A 21,779-nucleotide genomic window follows, 5' to 3' on the forward strand; every position below is an offset into this window, starting at 1 on the left:
CAAAATCCACTGTCGTTGTTGCGGCAGTGGATTTTTTTCAAGGCGCCAGCAGAAATTGTTCGATTTCCTGGCCCGGTCCGCCGCGCTGCTCCATCCGGGCATAGGCGCGCGACACTTGTCCGGCCAATGCTTCCCGGAAGGCGTCGTCGGACAGGGCGCGCCGCAAGCCTTCGCGCATGGCGGCGCTGTCGCCGGCGGCAACGAAGCCCGCGTAATCGCGCCCCAGATACGCTTCGATGGCTTCGTGGCGCGTGGTGATCAGCGGTTTGCCATTGCGCAATACCCGCAGCAGCACGCTCTGGCCACACGCCTCGCCCTGGCTTTTCAGTGGCATGGCGACTACCCGGCTGCCTGCCAGCAACCTTTCAAACTGCGCTTCCGGCAAGTCGAGATGGACCGTCGTCCGTGCCGGGTCTTGCGCGGGGATCTGGTTTTGCGCCGACGCCACGATTACCAGGTGCGCTTCCAGCCCACGCGCCGCGTCCAGCAACAGGTCGTAATCGCGGTTGGAAAAGCCGCCGGCGAAGATGCTGCCGTCATCTTGCCGCTGGGCCGCCGTGGTGGCGCCGTCGAGATGCTGGCGCCACAGGTGGAAGTGCACGGCGGCGGGCGCGATGCCGACGTTGTCGGTCAGGTTCAGCGTTTCGCCGCTGGAAAACGTAATGAATTCCAGTCCGGGGAAATTGAGCAGGCGCCAGGCCCGGTTGATCACGTTGCGGGCCCGCGTGCCATGGATGAAACAGGCCATCACGAGCAGGCGCTGCGGGCGCGGTAGCAGGCCCAGGCGTATCAGCGCCAGCACGGGCAGGGCCTGCCAGCCGACGACCAGCAAACGGTCTTGCTGGTGCCATAATTTGCGCGTGCGCAACAGCGACGGCGACAGCATGGCCGCCAGGATGGACAGTTTGCTGCGCATCTGCGGCTGCGCCTGCGCATCCGGCCCGATATGCGTCACGCGCGCGCCGCCTGCCGCCAGATGCTCGACGATGTCGTGGTAGGTTCCCGCTTCCGACAGCAGCACATGGATCATTGTTGCGCCTTATTAAAAATGAACATTATCACATTAAAACAACAGCCAGCGCCGTTCCGGCGGTTGTTGTCACTAAATTAATGATTGGCAATCGACGGAATTATTATAATAGCATTAAAATAGATGTTTACACATTGTTTCAATGAAAGAGCTGTCACGCTGCGGCCAGTTTGCCGCGCCATTGCCGTTCGCTGCTGGCGCAACGTTGGCTTGATGTTATTAGTGCAATATAATTAATTATTTCGTAAGGGTATGATATGCTTCGGCGCATGGCGTATTGTATCTGCCTCAACCTTCTTTTGCCGTCGAACCGCCTATGTCCCTGAAGATTTTGCAACTGGTGCCGGAAAGCCTGCCCACGTTTCGCCCTGATGTCGCGGTGCTGTTCGGCAAATACCTGCCGCGCCATGGTGTCGAATGCGATATCGTCGGCATGCCGTCGCAACAGGCGCCGCAGGCGCAGGGCTTTCGCTCCGTGCGCCACGGGCGTTTCCTGGACAGCCGTCTCTTGCGCGAACTGGCGTTTCAGTGGCTTTGCCTGCGCGCCCTGGTGGGCGCCCGCCGCGCCAGTTGCGATGCGATCCAGGTGCGCGACATGGTGCCCACGGGCCTGCTCGCCATGCTGGTGGCGCGCCTGAAGGGCATACCGTTCTATTACTGGGTGTCTTACCTGATCAGCGAGGGACGCATCGAACGCGCGCGCAGCAGCCTGGCGCAGCGCCCCACCTTGCGCGCGCGCCTGGTGCTGTGCAAGGGCTTGCTCGAACAATGGTTGCTGTACAGCATTGTGTTGCCGCGCGCTAATCACGTCTTCGTGCAAAGCGAAGCGATGCTGCGCATGATGCAGGCACGCGGCATCGCGGCGCAGCGCCTCACGGCCGTGCCCATGGGTGTTGACATGGAAGTGTTGCAGGCGCAAGCCATCGCGCCCGTCCGTCCGGGGGGCTGGGAGGAGGTGCCCTTGCTGGCCTACCTTGGCACACTCGACCAGTCGCGCCAGCTGGAACGCTTGCTGGACGCCTTGCTGATCGTGCGCCGGCATATCCCGGATGCCCGCCTGCTGCTGATCGGCGCTTCCGATACGCCATCCGACGTCGATGATTTGCTGGCCTATGCGCAGCGCGCCGGCCTGGCCGGGGCCGTGCGCGTGACGGGCTGGCTGCCCTCGGACCAGGCGTGGCCCCTGCTGGCCGGGGCCGATGCCGCGCTGTCGTATATTCCCCGTGGCGCCCTGTTCGACGTCAGTTCGCCCACCAAGCTGCTCGAATACCTGGCCCTGCGCATGCCGGCCGTGGGCAATGACAGTCCGGATCAGGTCGAGGTGCTGACGGCCAGCGGCGCAGGCTGGCTGACGGCCAGCGAACCGGCCGCGATGGCCGCGGCGATGACGGCCATCTTGTCCGATGTGCCCGCAGCGCGCGCCCGTGCCCAGGCCGGCGTCGCCTATATCGCGGCGCAGCGCAGCTACCGTGTGCTGGCGCAGGCACTGGCGCAGCGCTACCAGGATCTTGCCAGTGCGCGCAGTTGACGCCCAAGCTTGGATGGACAGGCAAGAAGTTGTTGCCGAACACGTAAACGGCGCTCAGAATGCACCATGGGTGGTGTTCCCTGGAAGAAAATTGTTGTAGATATTAGCGCAATGCAGCAAATATATTTGTCTTCGTGTCTAAATTACAAAAGTACAACATATAATACCAATATGACTACGATAATGCTGCTAGGACCTGCACTGACTGCGGTGAGCGGGGTAACCACCCATTTGAATCAACTATTTCACAGTTCTTTGTCGCAAGACTACAAGCTCGTACACTTCCAGGTGGGCAGCGAAGGGCGCAACGAGTCGCGCCTGCACAAGCTGCTGCGTTTTGCCTGGAGCCCCGTGCAGTTCGTGCAGGCCGTGCGCCAGCAGCGCCCGCAGATTGTGCATATCAACACGTCGATGGAGTGGCGCAGCTATTGGCGCGATATCGTCTATCTGCTGCTGGCCAAGGCCATGGGCAAGCGCGTCGTGTACCAGGTGCATGGCGGCGCATTGCCACAGGTGTTTTTTAACGGCAAGCCATTGCTGACGGGCCTGCTGCGGCGCGTGCTGCGCGCGGCCGATGTGGTGGTGCTGCTGGCGCAATGCGAATTGCAGGGCTATCGCGACTTCGATCCCGCGCTGGCGCTCGACGTGATACCCAATGCCATCGATGCGGGCAGCGACCCCGGCGACAGGCCGCTCTTGCCGCAGCGTCCGCTGTCACTCGTGTACGTGGGGCGCCTGGCGGAAAGCAAGGGCCTGTTCGACTTGCTCGAAGCGCTGCGCCTGGCGCGCGCCGCTGGCGTGCAGGCAACGCTGGCACTGGCCGGCAGCGGCCCCCTCGAAGCGGCGCTGCGCGAGCGCGTCGCCGGACTCGGTTTGCAGGAGGCGGTGCGCTTTCTCGGCCCCGTCTTTGGCGCTGAAAAGGAAGCCGTGTGGCGCCAGGCCGACCTGTTCGGTTTTCCCACCTTGCACCAGGAAGGCTTGCCGTATGCGCTGCTGGAAAGCATGGCCGCGCGCACACCCGTCCTGGTGTGCCCCGTGGGCGCGATTGCCGACGTGATGCAGGATGGCGTGCATGGCGTGTTCTTGCCGCCGCGCAATCCCCAGGCGCTGGCGGACGCCATCGTGCGCCTCGACGGCGACCGCGCCCTGTTGCAGCGCATGGGGCAAGCATGCCGCGAGCGCATCGAAAGCGCCTATACGGTCGAGCGCCTGGCGCAGGATTTCCGCCGCGTCTACCGCGCCTTGCTGGCGCCGCCGGCAGTCTAGCCGAACTCTTTTTTAAGCGAGCCTATATGTGCGGTATTGCCGGTTTGATCTTCCCTTCGTCCGTTGCCGGCCTGCCGGCCGCGCTCGACGCCATGGGGCGCGCCATCGCGCACCGCGGTCCCGATGACACGGGCGTGCTCCAGGCGGCCACGGCCGACGGCGCCTGGCAGGTGGGCTTGCTGCACCGCCGCCTGTCCATCATCGACATCGCCACGGGCCACCAGCCGCTGGGCAATGAGACGGGTGACGTGCAAATCATCTTCAATGGCGAAATCTACAATTTCCAGCCCCTGCGTGACGAGCTGATCGCGCTGGGCCACCATTTCCGCACGGCATCGGACACGGAAACCATCGTGCATGCCTACGTGCAATGGGGTGAAGAGTGCGTGCAGCATTTCCGCGGCATGTTTGCGTTTGCCATCTGGGATGCGCGCAACGACCGCCTGTTCATGGCGCGCGACCCGTTCGGCAAGAAACCCCTGTTCCTGTGGCAGCACGAGGGGAAAATGGCTTTCGGCTCGGAAATCAAGGCGTTGCTGGCCTTGCCGGACGTGGCGCCGCAAGCGGATGAGGCCGCCATCTGGGATTATTTCGCCTACCGCTACGTGCCGGGCCCGGCCACCTTGTTCCAGGGCATCCGCAAGCTGGCGCCCGGTTCCACGGCCACGTGGGAAAACGGCGTGCTGCGCGAGCGCGTGTATTACACGCCGCCCGACAGCCGGCCCCGCCTGGCGGCCCCGCTGCCGGCCGACCCCGTCGCCACCTTCCTCGGCAAGCTCGATGAATCGGTGCGCATCCGCATGATTTCCGACGTGCCTTTCGGTGCCTTCCTGTCCGGCGGCATCGATTCGTCGGCCGTTGTGGCGCTGATGTCGCGCCATGCGGGCGTGCCCGTGAAAACGTTTTCCGTCGGTTTCAAGGAGGGCGGCTTCAGCGAGCTGGCGTATGCGGCCGATATCGCGCGGCAATTTTCCACGGAACACCATGAACTGGAAGTGTCCGTCGACCAGGTCATCGCCTTGCTGCCCGACCTCGTGCGCTTCCGCGATGCCCCCGTGGCCGAACCGTCCGACATTCCCATCTACCTGCTGGCGAAAGAATCGCGCAAGACGGTCAAGATGGTCTTGACGGGCGAAGGCTCCGATGAAATCCTCGGCGGCTACCCCAAGCACGTCTACGAGCGCTATGCGGGCCATTACCAGATGCTGCCGGGCTTGCTGCGCCACGGCTTGATCGAACCGGCTGTCGGCGCCTTGCCCTACCGTTTCCGCCGCGCAAAGACGGCCATCGTCAACCTGGGGCTGGAAGCGTTCGACGAGCGCATGCCGCGCTGGTTCGGCATGATGTCCGACCAGGAACGCGCGCGCCTGGTGGCCATGCCGGCGCCGTCGCGCCAGCGCGATCCATCGCTGGGCTGCGGCAGTGCCGGCAACAGCGCCTTGCGCCGCATCCTGTGCTTCGATCAACTGAGCTGGCTGCCCGACAACCTGCTCGAACGGGGCGACCGCATGACCATGGCCGCCTCGCTGGAAGCGCGCATGCCCTTCATGGACCACGAACTGGCCGCGTATGTGTCGAGCCTGCCGGACGAGTACCGCGTGCGCGGCCGCACCACCAAGTGGATCTTGCGCGAAGCCATGAAGCAACTGCTGCCGGAAAATATCCTGTCGCGGCCGAAAGTGGGCTTCCGCGTGCCCGTCAACGAATGGTTCCGTGGCCCCATGAAGGATTACTTGTACGACCACCTGACGGGCGCCGAGTCGCGCACGCGCCACTATTACCATGCGCAAGCCCTGCAGCAAGTGCTGGCCGAGCACGTGGCCGGGCGGCAAAACCACGAGAAGCTGCTGTGGAGTTTGCTCACCCTGGAAATCTGGCACCGCCAGTATCTGTGAGACGTCCATGCTGAGCAACTTGTCCTGGAAACTGAACCGCTTGCGCGCCATGGGGGCGCCCGAGGTGGCGCACCGCGTGCGTGATGCCGTGCAGCAACGGCTGCAGGCGCGCGGCTATGGCCTGGCGCATGTGCCGCCGCCTGCCGCGCGCCAGCGTTTCGGCGCGCCATGGCTGGGCTTGCCCATCGATGCTGCGCCGCACCTGGCGGCGGCCGAACGCATCCTGGCGGGCCGCTACGACGTGTTCGCCCTGCGCGATGCGGACCTGGGTTTCCCGCCGCAATGGAACCGCGATCCGAAGACGGGCACCGTGGTGCCGCTGGATTTTGGCAAGACGCTCAATTACCGCGATGAAACCGTGGTGGGCGACATCAAATGCCTGTGGGAACCGAACCGCCACCTGGCCGTGGCCGACCTGGCGATGGCGTACCGCCTTGGCGGCGACCTGCGCCATGCGCACGGCGCGCAAGCCTTGCTGGAATCGTGGTGGCAACAATGCCCGTATCCATTGGGACCGAACTGGAGCAGCGCGCTGGAACTGGCCTTGCGCCTGGTCAGCTGGTCGCATGCGTGGCATTTGCTCGGTGGCATCAACAGCCCCCTGTTTGAGGGCGCGCAAGGGCAGGCATTCCTGCAGCGCTGGCTAGACAGCATCTACCAGCATTGCCACTTCATCGCGGGACACTTTTCGCGCCACTCGTCGGCCAACAACCACCTGTTTGGCGAATTGACGGGCTTGCATATCGCCGCGCTCACATGGCCGTGCTGGCCGGAAAGCGCCGGCTGGCTGGCGCAGACGGAACGCGAACTGGAAGCGCAGGCGCTCAAACAAAACGGTCCGGATGGCGTGAACCGCGAGCAAGCCATTTATTATCAGCACACGGTGGCCGACGAAATGCTGCTGTGCGTGCTGGCGGGCCGCGCGAATGGCCGGCCCCGCTCGGACGCTTTTTTGCGGCGCCTGGAAGCCATGCTGGAATTTCTGGCCGCCATGACGAATGTGGCGGGCGAGGTGCCGATGATCGGCGACGCCGACGACGCGCTGCTGGCGCACTGGGACAAGGCAGCGGACGCCAATCCCTACACCTCCCTGCTGGCCAGCGGCGCGGCGCTGTTCGGACGCGCCGACTTCAAGGCCAAGGCGCGCACTTTCGACGAGAAAAGCGCCTGGCTGCTGGGCGAGGCGGGGAGCCAGGCGTTTGACGCCTTGCCCGACGCCGCGCCCGATACCTTGCCGCGCGCCTTCCCCGATGGGGGCTATTACGTGATGGGCGCCGGCTTTGGCATGCCCGGTGAAGTGCGCCTGATTGCCGATGCCGGCCCGCTGGGCTACCTGGGCATTGCCGCGCACGGCCACGCCGATGCGCTGGCGCTGACCTTGTCCGTGGCGGGCCAGATGGTGCTGGTCGATCCGGGCACGTATGCCTACCATACGCAAAAACAGTGGCGCGATTATTTTCGCGGCACCAGCGCGCACAACACCGTGCGCATCGATGGCCGCGACCAGTCCGAGTCCGGTGGCAACTTCCTGTGGCTGCGCAAGGCCAGGGCACAGTGCCTGGCGTGGCGTGACGATGCCGATGGGCAATTCTGGAGCGCCAGCCATGACGGCTACCTGGGCTTGAAAGATGCCGTGCTACACCGGCGCGACGTGCGCGTGGCACCTGGCGCCGCGCGGATCGTCGTCGACGATGTGCTCGAATGCCAGGGCGCGCACGAGGTGGAGCTGTTCTGGCACTTCGATCCCCGCTGCCGCGTGCAGCTGGACGGCCAGGTGTTGCGCGTGGCGGGCGACGCCTTCGCGCTGGACATGCATTTACCGCCGTTGCAGGATGCTTCCGTGCAACTGGTGCGCGGCAGCGACAATCCGCCACTGGGCTGGATTTCGCACCGCTTCGATGAAAAACAGGCTGCGCCTGTGTTGGTCTGGCGCGGGCGGCTGCAAGGCGCGGCCACCTTGCGCACGGAGTTTCACCTGAGTTTGGCTACCCCTGATCTGTCAGAAAATACGAGGAAAACATGAAAATTAGCATATTTGGTTTGGGTTATGTGGGTGCCGTCTCGGCTGGTTGCCTGGCAACGGATGGACACGAAGTCATCGGCGTCGATCCGAACAGGACCAAGGTGGAGCTGATCAACCAGGGCACCACGCCCATCATCGAAAAAGACATCGGCGAGATGATCGCCGCCACCGTGAAAAGCGGCCACTTGCGCGCCACCTTCGACGTGCGCGACGCCGTCTTCGGCTCGGACATGTCGCTCATCTGCGTGGGCACGCCTTCGCAGCTCAATGGCAACCTGGATCTGAGCCACGTGCGCAAGGTGTGCCAGGAAATCGGCGCCGCCATCCGTGAAAAGGATAGCTTCCACGTCGTCGTGGCGCGCTCGACCATGCTGCCCGGCTCCATGCGCTCGCTCGTCATCCCGACCCTGGAAGCGGCCTCGGGCAAGGTGGCCGGCGTCGATTTCGGCGTGTGCAACAACCCGGAATTCCTGCGCGAAGGCACGGCCGTCTACGATTACTACAATCCGCCGAAGACGGTGATCGGCGAATCCGATGAAAAGGCGGGCGCGCTGCTGGTGCAGCTGTATGAAAAGATGGATGCGCCGCTGGTGCGCACGGATGTCGAGACGGCCGAGATGGTCAAGTACACGGACAATACCTGGCACGCCGTCAAGGTGGCGTTCGCCAATGAAATCGGCAATATCTGCAAGGCCGTCGGCATCGATGGCCACACGGTGATGGAGATTTTCTGCCAGGACACCAAGCTGAACCTGTCGCCTTACTACATGAAGCCGGGCTTTGCCTTCGGCGGCTCGTGCCTGCCGAAAGACGTGCGCGCGCTGACCTACAAGGCGCGCAGCCTGGACCTCGATTTGCCTTTGCTCAATTCCATCCTGCCATCGAACCAGAAGCAAGTGGAAAAAGGCATCAAGATGATCGTCGACAAGGGCGCGCGCAAGGTGGGCATCCTGGGCTTCTCGTTCAAGGCCGGCACGGATGACTTGCGCGAGTCGCCGCTGGTCGATGTCATCGAGTATCTGCTGGGCAAGGGCTATGAATTGAAACTGTACGACAAGAATGTCAACCTGGCCGCCTTGACGGGCGCCAACCAGGATTACATCCTGAACATGATCCCGCACATTTCCAAGTTGATGGTGGACAACATGCAGGACGTGCTCGATTTTGCCGACACCATCGTCATCGGCAACGGCGCGGCCGAATTCAAGAGCGTGCCAGGCAGCCTGCAGCCGCACCAGCACATCGTCGACCTGGTGCGCATCAGCAAAGAACAAAGTGGAGAGCAATATGACGGCATCTGCTGGTAACACCGTGGCAGGGCAGCCGCGGCGCGTGCTGATCCTGGTGGAAAACCTGCCGTCGCCGTTCGACCGGCGCGTGTGGCAGGAAGCGACTACCCTGCATGCGAACGGTTATGAAGTGTCGATCATCTGCCCGACGGGCAAGGGCTACGAGTCGCGTTACGAAGCCATCGACGGCATCCATATCTACCGCTACAACCTGCCGCTGGAAGCGGAAGGGGCCAAGGGTTACCTGGTGGAATATTCGCTGGCGCTGTTCCACACCTTCCGCCTGGCGTGGAAAGTGCATTTCGCGCGCGGCTTCGATGTCATCCACGCCTGCAATCCGCCGGACCTGCTGTTTCTCATCGGCGGCTTCTTCAAGTTGACGATGGGCAAGCGTTTCCTGTTCGACCACCATGACATCAATCCGGAGCTGTACGAAGCCAAGTTCGGCCGGCGCGATTTCTTTTATAAACTGATGGTGCTGTTCGAGCGCTGGTCGTTCCAGAGCGCCGACGTGTCGATCGCCACCAACGAGTCGTACAAGAAGATCGCCATCGAGCGGGGCGGCATGAAGCCCGAGGATGTCTACGTGGTGCGCAGCGGGCCCAAGCTGGACCGTTTGCGCGTGCTGCCGCCCGTGCCGGAACTCAAGAAGGGCCGCGCTTACCTGGTTGGCTACGTGGGCGTGATGGGGGCGCAGGAAGGCATCGATCTGCTGCTGCAGGCGGCGCAATACATCGTGCAAACCCTGAAGCGCGAGGATGTGCACTTCGGCCTGGTGGGCGGCGGCACCTCGCTGGAACAGATGAAGCAGATGGCGCAGGACCTGGGCATCGCCGACTACGTGACGTTTACGGGGCGCGTGCCGGACCAGCAATTGCTGGAAATGCTCAACACGTCCGACGTGTGCGTGAATCCTGACGTGGCCAACGACATGAACGACAAGTCGACCATGAACAAGATCATGGAATACATGGCGCTGGGCAAACCGATCGTGCAGTTTGATCTGGTCGAGGGCAAAGTTTCCGCGCAGCAGGCATCCTTGTATGCATTGAAGAACGATCCCATCGACATGGCGCGCAAGATCGTCGAATTGCTGGACGACCCGGCCCGCCGCGAGCAGATGGGCGCGTTTGGCCGCCATCGCGTGATCAACGAGCTGGAGTGGGAGTATGAAGCACCGAAGCTGCTGGCCGCGTATGCGCGCCTGTTTCCCGCCGCCGCGCCCGCCGCTTCCGTGACCTTGAGCAAGGATGGCCGCTGAAGTGCGCCGCCTGGCCAGCCATCCTCAACCCTGATGGAGCAGTGTGACGATGAAAGCAATGATACTGGCAGCAGGCAAGGGCACGCGCGTGCAGCCCCTGACCTATGATTTGCCCAAGCCCATGATTCCCATCCTGGGCAAGCCCGTGATGGCTTACCTGGTGGAACACCTGGCGCAGCATGGCGTGACCGACATCATGGTCAACGTCAGCTACCTGCATGAAAAGATCGAGGAGTATTTCGGCGAAGGCCACCAGTTCGGCATGCGCATCGGCTATTCCTTCGAAGGCTATACGAACGATGCGGGCGAGGTCGTGCCGCAGCCGCTCGGCTCGGCTGGCGGCATGAAGAAGATCCAGGAGTTCGGCGGCTTTTTCGACGACACGACGATCGTGCTGTGCGGCGACGCCTTGATCGACCTCGACCTGGAAGCGGCCCTGCGCGAACACCGCAGCAAGGGTGCGCTGGCGTCCGTCATCACCCTGGAAGTGCCGTGGGACAAGGTGTCGAGCTATGGCGTGGTGGTCAGCGACGACGACGGGCGCATCCGCGCCTTCCAGGAAAAGCCGGCGCAGGCCGATGCGCTGTCCAATTGCGTCAGCACCGGTATCTATATTATCGAGCCGGCCGTGCTGGACCTGATTCCCGCTGGCCAGCCCTTCGATATCGGTTCGGAACTGTTTCCCTTGCTGGTCGCGCAAGGCTTGCCCTTCTATGCGCAAAAGCGCCAGTACAACTGGATCGATATCGGCAGCATCAAGGATTACTGGGAAGTGCTGCAAAGTGTGTTGCTGGGAAATGTTGCTCATTTGCATGTGCCTGGCACCCAGATCGCCGATGGCGTCTGGGCCGGCCTGAACACCAGCATCGACTGGAGCGGCGGCACGCGCATCGAAGGCCCCGTCTACATCGGCTCGGGCTGCCGCATCGAGGCGGGCACGACCATTATCGGGCCGGCCTGGATCGGCCATGGCAGCCATGTCTGCGGCGGCGCCGAAGTGGTGCGCAGCGTGCTGTTCGAGTACACGCGCGTGCTGCCTGGCGTGGTGCTTGATGAAATGATCGTCTTCAAGGATTATAGTGTCGACCGTGCCGGCCAGATGCGCCATGTCTCCGACTATGAAAAAGATGCCTGGGGCAATGCGCGCGACCGGCGCAGCCTGCGGCGCGACGAAACGCCGCCGGCCCTGTATGCTGCCCAATATACTGTTTTTGAAATGAAGCCATGAAAATTTACCCAGTCATCCTGTCCGGCGGTTCGGGCACCCGTTTGTGGCCGCTGTCGCGCGCCGTGTTGCCCAAGCAACTGTTGCCGCTGGTAACGGACAAGACCATGTTGCAGGAAACGGCGTTGCGCGTGACCAGCCTGCCGAACCGCCGTGCCGGCGATAGCGGACTGGCCGGTTTCGACGTCATGCCGCCGCTGGTGGTGTGCGGCAATGAGCACCGCTTCATGGTGGCCGAGCAACTGCGCGAGATCGGCTTGCCGCCGCTGGGCATTTTGCTCGAACCCGTGGGGCGCAATACGGCGCCGGCCGTGGCCGTGGCCGCACAATACCTGCTGGCCATCGACCCGCAGGCGCTGATGCTGGTCTTGCCGGCCGACCATGTCATCACCGACGTGGCCGCGTTCCACCAGGCCATCGCCGAGGCGGCGCTGCTGGCGGCCGATGGCGCGCTGGCCACCTTCGGCATCGTGCCGACGGCGCCGGAAACGGGCTATGGCTACATCCGCAGCGGCGTGCCCGTGAATCCGGGCGCCGTGGGCTGCAAGGTCGAGCGTTTCGTGGAAAAGCCGGACCTTGCCACGGCGCAGTCGTTCCTTGCCGCCGGTAATTATTTCTGGAACAGCGGCATGTTCATGTTCCGCGCCGAACGCTATCTGGGCGAGCTGGGGCAATTCCAGCCAGCCATGCTGGCCGCCTGCGAAACGGCCGTGCGCGACGGCTATCGCGACCTCGATTTCTGCCGCCTGGAAGAGCAGGCTTTCGCCGCCTGTCCATCCGATTCGATCGACTATGCCGTGATGGAGCATACGGCGCATGCGGTAGTGCTGCCGGCGGCCATCGGCTGGAGCGATGTCGGTTCCTGGTCGGCCCTGTGGGAAGTGCAGCAAGGCGATGCCAATGGCAACGTGGTGCGTGGCGACGTGTATCTCGATGGCGTGCGCAATTGCCTGGTGCGCGCCGAGCGCCGCATGGTGGCCGTGCTGGGCGTGCAGGACTTGATTGTGGTGGAAACGGACGATGCGGTATTGATCGCGCACAAGGACCAGGTGCAGCGCGTGAAACAGGTGGTCGATCACTTGAAGCAGGCGGGACGCAGCGAACACGTGCAGCACCGCAAGGTGTACCGCCCGTGGGGCAGTTATGAAGGCATCGATATCGGCGAGCGCTTCCAGGTCAAGCGCATCACGGTCAATCCGGGCGGCAAGCTGTCCTTGCAGATGCATCATCACCGCGCCGAACACTGGGTGGTCGTCAGCGGCACGGCGCAAGTCACCTGCGGCGAGAAGGTGACTTTACTCACGGAAAACGAATCGACGTACATCCCCATCGGCATGACGCACCGGCTGGAAAATCCGGGCAAGCTGCCCTTGCACCTGATCGAAGTGCAGTCGGGCAGCTACCTGGGCGAAGACGACATCGTGCGTCTGGAGGATGTCTACCAGCGCGCCTGATGGCGCTATAATCGGAGGGCAGTCGCGCCCCTGGCCGCCTGCCTCCGATCCCTCCCTTACCGGTGCACCGACCCTTGCGCAACTTCCTTTGTCTTTCGCTGGCGCTGGCCGCCGGCGCCGCCCATGCCGATGCACCTGCCGCCCCTGCCGCTGCGGTCGCGCCGCCCGGATTGCAGGCATCGCAGCTGGCCATCGTCATCAACGATGCCGAGCCCAACAGTATCGAAGTGGGCGAGTACTACCGCAAGGCGCATGGCATTCCGGCCGCCAATGTGGCGCACGTCAACATTCCCAACCGCCCCCGCAAGCTCAGCATCGATCAGTTCGCGCAGTTGAAGGAACGCATCAATGCGCAGCTGAAACCCGAAATCCAGGCCGTGCTGATGGTGTGGAGCGCGCCGTATGCCGTCGAATGCAATGCCATCACGGCCGCATTCACACTTGGCTATGACGCGGATCAATGCGCGAAAACGTGCGATCCCGGCAAGCCCAGCGCGTATTTCAACAGCGAGGTGGCGCAGCCTTACACGCAGCTGGGCTTGCGTTTGTCGATGCTGCTGCCCATCGATTTCGTGGAAGAGGCCAAGGCCGTGGTGGACCGCGGCGCCGTCAGCGGCTTTTCCGTGCCGGCCGCCAGCGCGTATTACCTGACCACCAGCGACGCGGCGCGCAACAGCCGGGCCGGTTTCTTTCCACCCGCCGGTGTCGTGCGCCAGCGCAAGCTGACCGTCAAGAACCTCAAGGCGGACAGCCTGGAAGGGGCGCAAGACATCATGGTGTACCAGACGGGGCTGGCCAAGGTGGCCAAGCTGGAGACCCTGCGTTTCCTGCCCGGTGCCCTGGCCGACCACCTGACCTCGTTTGGCGGCGACTTGCAGGGCAGTAGCCAGATGAGCAGCCAGCGCTGGCTGGAGGCGGGCGCGACGGCCAGCTATGGCACCGTCAGCGAACCGTGCAGCTATTGGCAGAAGTTTCCCAATCCGACCGTGCTGCTGCGCCGCTACCTGTCCGGCAGCACGGCGCTGGAAGCGTACTGGGGCAGCGTGCTGTGGCCGGCCCAGGGCCTGTTCATCGGCGACCCGCTGGCCGCCCCGTATGCGGGCTTCCGGCGTTGAAACCTGATTCTTCCAGATAATAAAAAAGGCCCTTGCGGGCCTTTTTTTATGCTGCAATGTGCAACGTTATTTGCTCTTGCGGCGGCGCGCCAGGGCGACGAGGCCCAGTCCGGCCAGCAGCATGGCGTAGGTTTCCGGTTCCGGCACGGCCGGGATTTCCGGCGTCACGGGGATGATGCTGCCGCCCGTGAAGCCGCCACCCGAACCGCCGCCGCCGACACTGTTACTGCCTGTGGGCAAGTTTTCACCCAGCGACGACGAAACGATCAATGGTGCCTGGGTGTCGCCGCTGCGGCCCAGATACGAACGGCCCGGGCCACGGTAGCCTGGGCCATCGTCGAAGGGACGGTTTTCTTCGGAAGCGACGAAGTCACGCGTGGCAAAACGGAAGTCGCGGTCGCCGCTGGCCAGCACCTTGCGCGGTTCGCCGGCACCGGCACCGTCAGGCAACTGGCGCGCGGCCAGGCGGTGATTATTCTCGGCCGATGACGAATTGCGGAATTCCTGGTCGGACACGATGCCGTCAAATTCCGGCGTCTTGTTCGAGCCGTCGTTGGTGCGCGTGCCGGAGCCGATGAAGCCATTGGCCAGGCTGCAAGCGCTGTAGGTGCCGTCCAGGTTGGCATCTTTCGTATTGCCATTCGCCGATTGCGTGCTGGCCTGGCAATTCTTTTCATTCTTTTGCGCAGGCGCGGCCGTTTGTGCCTGGGCGCTGGCGCCGAACAGCATCAAGGCTGCGGCCAGCAGCAAGGGACGGGAAGAGGCTGGCGTGAAAATTGGTGTTGGCATGATCGATCTCTCAAAAAGCATGGAAGGGTGCGCCGCTCGGCGCGTGTGTCCACATGCGATTGTTGCCGCTCCCGTCCAGGCTACTGTTGCGAGCAAGGTGGGGAGTGCGTTTCAAGGTCAGGCATGGATGGGGCCTGCACTACTGGGTCTGGTGTTGCCGTTCAATTTCTTATCAGGAACTAAACTTATTTGTTTGAATTATATCATATTGTGCGGCCGTGTAACGGCCGGGATTGCTTTGCAAGGCATGGCGTTGTTGAATGGATACTGATGACATGCGGCCGCGGGCGTGCATCCTGGCTGCGCGTTACTCCGTTCGGCTTAATGAAATGTCATCAACTCGTCATGCAGCCTGTTTAGTATGTACATTCGTATGCAAATCATAAGTTCGTTGTCATTTTACTGACCAGGAAAACCATGACTTCCCACCTTGCCGCCTCGTCCGTTTCGCCCTTGTCCCTGCGTAAATACTTGCGCCTGACGGTCATGGCCGCCGTGCTGGCCAGCCTGTCCCTGCCAGCCCTGGCCGCCTCCGACATCGTCATCAGCCAGGTGTATGGGGGCGGCGGCAACACGGGTGCCGTGTACCGCAACGATTTCATCGAGCTGTTCAACCGTGGCGCCAGTCCCGTCGACCTGAGCAACTGGAGCGTGCAATACGCATCCGCCGCTGGCACGAGCTGGTCCGTGACGGCCTTGCCGGCTATCGATTTGCAAGCTGGCCAGTATTTGCTGGTCCAGCAAGCCAAGGGCGCGGGCGGCACGCAGGACTTGCCGACGCCGGACGCCACGGGCAGCCTGGCCATGTCCGGCACGGCAGGCAAGGTACTGTTGAGTAATAACAAGACGGCGCAAACGGGCGCCAGCCCCACGGGTGCGGCCGTCATCGACCTGGTCGGCTTCGGCACGGCCAACGGCTTTGAAGGGGCCGTGGCACAAGCGCCCTCGAATACCTTGTCTATCCTGCGCGCGAATGGCGGCTGCGGCGACACGGACGATAACAGCGTGGATTTTGCCACCGGCAGCGTGACGCCGCGCAATACGGCTTCGCCACTGAATGTGTGCGGCGGCCCTATCGTGCACCAGATCGTCACCAGCTGCCCCGCCAGCCTGGCCCTGGCCGTGGGCAATGGCGGCAGCGCCGTGCTGCGCGCGTCCGACGTGGATGGCGTCGTGAATGCCGCTATCTTGAGCTCGCCCGCCGTGGCCGGCATCAGCCTGGGCAACTTCAGCGCGGCCGGCGTGGCGGGCGAGAGCGCCATGGTCAGCCTGCTGGTGGCCGCTGGCGTGCCGGTGGGCAATTATCCCGTCATCGTGAATTTCAGCAATGACCAGCAGCAGAGCGCCAGCTGCAAGATCGATGTCGCCGTGCAAGGCCTGGCCGCCGTCAGCCACACGATTCCGCAAATCCAGGGCGCGGGCGCCACCAGCCCCTACGCCAATTCCGTGCAAACGACGCAAGGCGTGGTGACCTTGAAAGTGGGCACGGGCTTCTTCATGCAGGACGCGGCCGGCGATGGCGACCCATCGACGTCGGACGGTATCTTTGTATACACGGGCGCGACGGCCACCACCGTGCAGCCGGGCGAACTGGTGCGCGTGACGGGCACGGTGGTCGAATACACGCCCTCGGGCGCGAAAAATTCCTATACGGAATTCAAGGACGTGACGGCCATCCTCGTGCAAAGCGCGGGCCACAGCATCGTGCCGACGAATGTAACCTTACCGAACGAAAACCTGGCCGCCGTGGAAGGCATGCTGGTGCGCTTCACGCAACCGTTGACCGTGTCGCAAAACGCCTATCTGGGCGCGCGCGGTGAATTGACCCTGTCGGCGGGCCGGCGCGAAGTGCCGACCAATCACCATCCGGCTGGCTCCGCCGAGGCGCAAGCCTTGATCGCCGCCAATGCGAACAACCTGATTGTGCTCGATGATGGCATCTTCGTCACGCCGCCCAGCATTCCGTATCTTGGCCAGGACAACACCGTGCGCAGCGGCGATACGGTGGCCGACTTGACGGGCGTGGTGGATTTCGGTGCCATCGGCGGTGGCGGCGCCGCCTACAAATTGCAGCCGACGCAAACGCCGCAATTCTCGCGCGACAATCCGCGCACGGGCAGCCCGGAACTGCCATCCGGCAACGTCAAGGTGGCCAGCGCGAATGTGTTGAATTTCTTCACGACCTTTACGAATGGCAACAATATCTTTGGCCAGACGGGGCAGGGCTGTACCGTGGGCGCATCGACCACCAAGAGCAATTGCCGCGGCGCCGACAACCTGGCCGAGTTCGAGCGCCAGCGCGACAAGATCGTCGCCGAGCTCAAGGCTATCGATGCGGACGTGGTGGGCTTGATGGAAATCCAGAACAATGGCGAAATAGCCGTCACTTACCTGGTCGAACAGTTGAACGCTGCCATCGGCGGCGTCACGTATGCCGTCGTGCCGAAACCGGCCGCCACGGGCACGGACGCCATCCGCGTGGCAATGATCTACAAGCCAGGCAAGCTGGGCCTGGTGGGCGGCGCCTTGTCGGACGCCAACGCCATCAACAACCGGCCACCGATGGCGCAAACTTTTCTTGCAAGCAATGGCGAGAAATTCTCGCTGATCGTCAATCACCTGAAATCGAAGGGCAGCTGCCCCTCGAGCGGGCTGGATGCGGACCAGAACGATAGCCAGAGTTGCTGGAACGCCACCCGCGTGCAGCAAGCCCAGCGCCTGGTGGGCAGCTTTGTGCCGCAGGTGGCGGCCGCTGCCGGCGACGCGGACGTGCTGGTCATCGGGGACTTGAACTCATATGGTGCGGAAGACCCGATCCAGGTCATCACGGGCGTCGGCTTCGTCAACGAACTCGAGCGTTTCGTGCGGCCGTCCGGCATGCCGTATTCGTACGTATTCGGCGGCCAGAGCGGCTACCTCGACCATGCACTGGCCAGTGCGTCGCTGAGCCCGCAAGTGGCCGGTGTGGCCGAATGGCATGTGAATGCGGACGAGCCGGAAATGATCGACTACAACATCGACTCGGCCAAGCCGCAAGACTTGTACAACGGCTTGCCCTACCGCGCCTCGGACCACGATCCCGTCGTCATCAGCCTGGACTTGCAACCGGCCTACCGCGACGTCACGGCCGGCGTGGCGACAACCAGCTCGGGCCTCACGTACAGCCGCGCGACGCAAAAATACACGGGCACGTTCTCGTTTACCAACACGGGCATGAGCGCCTTGAACGGTCCGTTCCAGGTGGTGTTCGGCGGCTTGCCGGCTGGCGTGACCCTGGCGAATGCCACGGGCAGCCATGCGGGCGCCGAGTATGTCACCGTCAACGCGGCCAGCCTGGCGCCGGGCGCGACGGCCTCGTTTGCCGTCAGTTTCACCAATCCGTCGAAAGTGACGATCCATTATTCCGCCAGCATTTTCGCCGGCAACTTCTAAGGACACCATCATGCTGACAACGACACTTAATCTGGCTCTGCGCCGCGCCGTGCTGGGCGCCATGCTGGCTGCCAGCTCCAGCGTGGCACTGGCGGATCCGCTCGGCTATCGCGTGGAAATCGACACGAGCCAGTTTTCGGGCGCCGGTTTCCTCGACTTCGCCTTTATCGCCGGTAACAGCCCCGTGCCCGGCGCCAGCGCCGTGCTCAGCAATTTTTCGGGCGCGTTCGGCGCGCTGGAATCGCTGGAAGGCAATGTCAGCGGCAGCGTGCCCGGTACCTTGACCTTTGGAAACAGCGGCGCCTACAACGACTGGTTTCACAACGTGACCCTGGGCGGCAAGTTCGGTTTCAACGTCGTCTTCGGCGGTGATTTCCTGAGCACGGCCGGCAACGCGGGCACGACATTTGGCGTAGGCTTGCTCGACTACACCGGCACCACTTACCTGGGCAATGCAAATGGCAACCTCGTGCAATTCGAACTGACGCCGCTGAACGGCGGCTTGCCCGCCGGCATTACGGGCAGCAGCTACGCCAGCATCGCGACGATCTCGGCCGTGCCGGAAGCGTCGGAATGGATGATGTTGACGGGCGGCCTGGCGCTGATCGGTTTTGCCCTGCGCCGCCGTCAATCCGCCACACGCCCATCGTCTATTTATTTGAAATAGCTATAAATCAGGAAACTAAATTGTATTGGTCACCGTTTTACGCTTGATGCATAGTAAAAAACTTGTCGGGTAGTCTAGTTTTTCATGGACTGCCGCCAACTTTTTTCGGGAGATGCATCGATGCCTGGCCATATCCTGGTGCTGGACCCGGCGCCCGCCATGCAAGCGCTGCTGGCGCATAACCTGGCGGGCGCCGGCTACCGGGTCAGTTGCGCCGTGGATGCGCGTGGCGCGCTGGCGCTGCTGGCAATTGACCCGCCCGACGTGCTGTTGCTGGAATGGGAATTGCCGGATGCGTCCGGCATCGCGCTGCTGCGCCAGGTACGCCAGGATGGCGTGCTGTGCGACTTGCCCATCATCATGCTCAGCGCGCGCGACAGCGAACAGGACAAGGTGCTGGCGCTGGACAGCGGCGCCGACGATTATCTGTGCAAGCCTGTCGGCCCCCGCGAAATGCTGGCCCGCGTGCATGCGCTGCTGCGCCGGCGCGCGCCTGCGGCCTTGCGTGCAGGCGCAAGCACGGCCAGCGCCACCGCCTTGCGCCTCGATCCGCACACCCGGCGCGTGACGGCCGGCAAGGTGCCCGTCAATCTGGGCCGCGTGGAATTCAAGTTGCTGCATTTCTTCATGCACCATCCGGGCAGGGTGCATAGCCGCGCGCAGCTGCTGGACCAGGTGTGGGGCCATGCCGCGTATCTCGACGAACGCACGGTCGACGCCCACGTGGGACGCTTGCGGCAAGCCTTGCAGCCGGGCGGCTGCGGCCACCGCATCGAAACCGTGCGCGGCAGCGGCTATCGCTACCTGGCGCTTGACGCCTTTGACACCGCCGTGCGCGCCTGATGCTGCTGACGGGGCGGGAACAGGAATACCTGCTGCACGCCATACTCGGCGCGCATGGCATCGCCGTGCCCGGCGATTTCTTTTTGTGGAGCCAGGGGCCGCTGCAGGCGCTGCTGCCGCATGCCGTGCTCGTCTGCGCGCAGCTGGGCGCCGATGGCGGCGTGGTGCGCAGCGCGGCCTGGCATAGCGCGGTGCTGGCCGAGGCCGAGGTGCGGGCGCTCAGCGACCCGCGCAAGGGACAGGTGGCGCGGCTGGCGCAAGCCTGGCGCGCAGGCGGGCGGCGCGTGGCCATCCTCGACGGAGTCCTCGTGCATGGCAGCGCGGCTGCGGGCGCCGGCAGTTTTTTTGCCCTGTTTTGCGCCTCCTGCGCCTCCCGGCCTGACCCGGCGCGCCAGGCGTATGTGCTGGAATTGCTGCTGCCCTACCTGCATATCCATTGGCTGGCGCTGCCGGACGGAGCGCAGGCAGCGCCCACCGGCGCGGCGCGCGCGGCCAGTGCGCGCGAGCTGGAAGTGTTGCACTGGGTCAGCATCGGCAAGAGCAATGAGGAGGTGGGGCAAATTCTCGGCATCAGCGGCGGGACCGTGAAAAGCCATTTGCAGCGCATCTACAAATTATTGGGTGTGAGCAATCGCACGCAAGCCGTGTCGCGCGGCATCGCGCTGCGCCTGCTGGCCGCCTGAAGCCGCTTAGCGCTGCGGCCGGGGTGCGGCGGTTGTGTGCGTGCCGCCATCGTTGAACTGATCCTCGGTGCCGGGCGCCACGCGCGCCACGAGCGGGCTGGCGCGCAGGCGCGTGACTTCGTCCGGCGTCAGCAGGGCGGCAAAGCCGTTCAGCACGGCCGTATATTGGTATTGCACCGTGGCGTCGGGCACCAGCGACAGCACGGCGCGCCGGCCGGCTTCCCGCTGCGCTTGCCGTTGGGCCGCATCGGCTGCCATGCTTGTTGGCGGCGGGGCCACCAGTTGCACAATATATGCTTGTCGTTGTGCCGCCGCTGCGCCGGCCGGCAGTACGCTGGCGGCGGCCAGGATGGCAAGGCTGAAACGGATTGCAGACATGCAAGCTCCCAAGGCAGGCCGCATGGCCGCTCGTGCGCCGATTGTACGCCGGTCGCAAGGCGGGTGGCGCGCGACTTGCGTCAGGGAAAACGCGATGTTTTCCCTCGGAATTTTGTTGTTTTCAGTACAAACAAAAGATTGTATTAACCATAAGCGGCATGGTAGCCTGCTAAGTAAGCCTCGGGAAATTAGTGTGAATTTATGACGAACAGAACCGGATGCTATGCAAGGCGCTCGCTGCGACGCAGTGCGAGCATTGCTAGCAGTGAGCAACGCCGCCTAGCGCCGGTTATGGAAGTCAGAAATTACAATAATTTATTGGGGGTTACTTAGGCATCAGGCAGGCGCGCACCGCCTGTGCGCGGCCACTAGCGGCGCACATGGCGGCAACGTATTGAAGGTAGGCAAGAAGGAGTTACCGGATGCATGCAGCACACAGGCAGAACCTTGCGGCAACGCGCCATGCGCGCGGCTTTACCTTGCTCGAACTGTTGGTCGTCATCGTGATCATCGGCTTGCTGGCGGCATATGTCGGCCCCAAATATTTCGCCCAATTGGGCAAGTCCGAAGTAACGGTGGCCAAGGCGCAGATCGAGGCGTTTGAAAAATCGCTCGATACCTACCGGCTCGACGTGGGGCGCTACCCGACCACGGAAGAAGGCCTGGCCGCGCTGCTGGTCGCGCCGCCCGCCGCCGGCACGCGCTGGAATGGTCCCTACCTGAAAAAGGCCGTGCCGCTCGACCCGTGGGGCCATGCCTATCAATACCGCGCGCCCGGCAGCAAGGGCGAGTATGACATCGTCTCGATGGGCAAGGATGGCCAGCCGGGCGGCAGCGGCGAGAACGCCGACATCAGCTCGCAATAGCGCCAGCGCCATTCTTTTTCCTACGGACAAGCCAT

At 63.4% G+C, this 21,779-nt stretch carries 18 protein-coding genes; 15 read left to right on the forward strand and 3 right to left on the reverse strand.

Translation table 11 applies throughout. The features are described 5' to 3' along the window. Positions 1–37 precede the first annotated feature (37 nt). Complete coding sequence (locus CSQ93_RS16440) at positions 38–1,030, reverse strand: glycosyltransferase (protein ID WP_099378960.1); 993 nt, start codon at positions 1,028–1,030, stop codon at positions 38–40. A gap of 316 nt (positions 1,031–1,346) precedes the next feature. Between CSQ93_RS16440 and CSQ93_RS16445 the strand changes: the two genes are divergently transcribed. From CSQ93_RS16445 to CSQ93_RS16485, 9 genes are all read left to right on the forward strand, one after another. Then, entirely contained in the window at positions 1,347–2,558 is a 1,212-nt protein-coding gene (locus tag CSQ93_RS16445) for a glycosyltransferase (RefSeq protein WP_099378961.1), read from the forward strand. Between the two features lie 231 nt (positions 2,559–2,789). Then, positions 2,790–3,824, forward strand: a complete 1,035-nt coding sequence (locus tag CSQ93_RS16450; protein WP_158301263.1) for a glycosyltransferase family 4 protein — start codon at positions 2,790–2,792, stop codon at positions 3,822–3,824. A gap of 26 nt (positions 3,825–3,850) precedes the next feature. Beyond that, entirely contained in the window at positions 3,851–5,719 is a 1,869-nt protein-coding gene (gene asnB / locus CSQ93_RS16455) for an asparagine synthase (glutamine-hydrolyzing) (RefSeq protein WP_099378963.1), read from the forward strand. 7 nt (positions 5,720–5,726) lie between these two features. Continuing rightward, on the forward strand, positions 5,727–7,742 hold the full coding sequence (locus CSQ93_RS16460; protein WP_233516212.1) for a heparinase II/III family protein: 2,016 nt from the start codon (positions 5,727–5,729) through the stop codon (positions 7,740–7,742). After that, positions 7,739–9,049: a nucleotide sugar dehydrogenase gene (locus tag CSQ93_RS16465; protein ID WP_099378964.1), complete on the forward strand. Its 1,311-nt coding sequence runs from the start codon at positions 7,739–7,741 to the stop codon at positions 9,047–9,049. Before CSQ93_RS16460 ends, CSQ93_RS16465 begins: the two co-directional genes overlap by 4 nt. Beyond that, the gene (locus tag CSQ93_RS16470; protein ID WP_099378965.1) at positions 9,030–10,292 is read left to right on the forward strand and encodes a glycosyltransferase family 4 protein; all 1,263 of its coding nucleotides are present in this window, start codon (positions 9,030–9,032) and stop codon (positions 10,290–10,292) included. The genes CSQ93_RS16465 and CSQ93_RS16470 overlap by 20 nt, the downstream gene beginning before the upstream one ends. 49 nt (positions 10,293–10,341) lie before the next feature. Next, positions 10,342–11,520: a sugar phosphate nucleotidyltransferase gene (locus CSQ93_RS16475; RefSeq protein WP_099378966.1), complete on the forward strand. Its 1,179-nt coding sequence runs from the start codon at positions 10,342–10,344 to the stop codon at positions 11,518–11,520. Beyond that, positions 11,517–12,971, forward strand: a complete 1,455-nt coding sequence (locus CSQ93_RS16480) for a mannose-1-phosphate guanylyltransferase/mannose-6-phosphate isomerase (protein ID WP_099378967.1) — start codon at positions 11,517–11,519, stop codon at positions 12,969–12,971. The genes CSQ93_RS16475 and CSQ93_RS16480 overlap by 4 nt, the downstream gene beginning before the upstream one ends. A gap of 74 nt (positions 12,972–13,045) precedes the next feature. Next, positions 13,046–14,086, forward strand: a complete 1,041-nt coding sequence (locus tag CSQ93_RS16485; protein WP_099378968.1) for a TIGR03790 family protein — start codon at positions 13,046–13,048, stop codon at positions 14,084–14,086. Positions 14,087–14,152: 66 nt separating this feature from the next. Here the strand turns inward: CSQ93_RS16485 and CSQ93_RS29495 are convergent, their stop codons facing one another. Then, positions 14,153–14,875 carry a PEP-CTERM sorting domain-containing protein gene (locus CSQ93_RS29495; protein ID WP_233516213.1) on the reverse strand — a complete coding sequence of 241 codons (723 nt, stop codon included), beginning with the start codon at positions 14,873–14,875 and terminating at the stop codon, positions 14,153–14,155. Between CSQ93_RS29495 and CSQ93_RS28900 the strand changes: the two genes are divergently transcribed. The 5 genes from CSQ93_RS28900 (at position 14,874) to CSQ93_RS16510 (ending at position 20,500) form a co-directional block, all read left to right on the forward strand. After that, the gene (locus CSQ93_RS28900; protein WP_158301264.1) at positions 14,874–15,146 is read left to right on the forward strand and encodes a hypothetical protein; all 273 of its coding nucleotides are present in this window, start codon (positions 14,874–14,876) and stop codon (positions 15,144–15,146) included. The genes CSQ93_RS29495 and CSQ93_RS28900 overlap by 2 nt on opposite strands. Before the next feature lie 146 nt (positions 15,147–15,292). Then, positions 15,293–18,307: an ExeM/NucH family extracellular endonuclease gene (locus tag CSQ93_RS16495; RefSeq protein ID WP_099378969.1), complete on the forward strand. Its 3,015-nt coding sequence runs from the start codon at positions 15,293–15,295 to the stop codon at positions 18,305–18,307. A 10-nt stretch (positions 18,308–18,317) separates the two neighbouring features. Continuing rightward, entirely contained in the window at positions 18,318–18,974 is a 657-nt protein-coding gene (locus CSQ93_RS16500; protein WP_099378970.1) for an NF038129 family PEP-CTERM protein, read from the forward strand. A gap of 120 nt (positions 18,975–19,094) precedes the next feature. Then, complete coding sequence (locus tag CSQ93_RS16505) at positions 19,095–19,817, forward strand: winged helix-turn-helix domain-containing protein (protein WP_099378971.1); 723 nt, start codon at positions 19,095–19,097, stop codon at positions 19,815–19,817. Further along, on the forward strand, positions 19,817–20,500 hold the full coding sequence (locus CSQ93_RS16510) for a LuxR C-terminal-related transcriptional regulator (protein WP_099378972.1): 684 nt from the start codon (positions 19,817–19,819) through the stop codon (positions 20,498–20,500). The genes CSQ93_RS16505 and CSQ93_RS16510 overlap by 1 nt, the downstream gene beginning before the upstream one ends. Before the next feature lie 6 nt (positions 20,501–20,506). On the opposite strand, the gene CSQ93_RS16515 is transcribed toward CSQ93_RS16510, so the two are convergent. Continuing rightward, the gene (locus CSQ93_RS16515) at positions 20,507–20,878 is read right to left on the reverse strand and encodes a protease inhibitor I9 family protein (protein WP_158301265.1); all 372 of its coding nucleotides are present in this window, start codon (positions 20,876–20,878) and stop codon (positions 20,507–20,509) included. A gap of 422 nt (positions 20,879–21,300) precedes the next feature. On the opposite strand from CSQ93_RS16515, the gene gspG reads away from it, so the two are divergent. Continuing rightward, on the forward strand, positions 21,301–21,744 hold the full coding sequence (gene gspG, locus CSQ93_RS16520; protein ID WP_034751618.1) for a type II secretion system major pseudopilin GspG: 444 nt from the start codon (positions 21,301–21,303) through the stop codon (positions 21,742–21,744). The last annotated feature ends 35 nt before the right edge of the window (positions 21,745–21,779 follow it).

The sequence above is a fragment of the Janthinobacterium sp. BJB426 genome (genome assembly GCF_002735705.1).
In the GTDB taxonomy this organism is placed as follows: Bacteria; Pseudomonadota; Gammaproteobacteria; order Burkholderiales; family Burkholderiaceae_D; genus Janthinobacterium.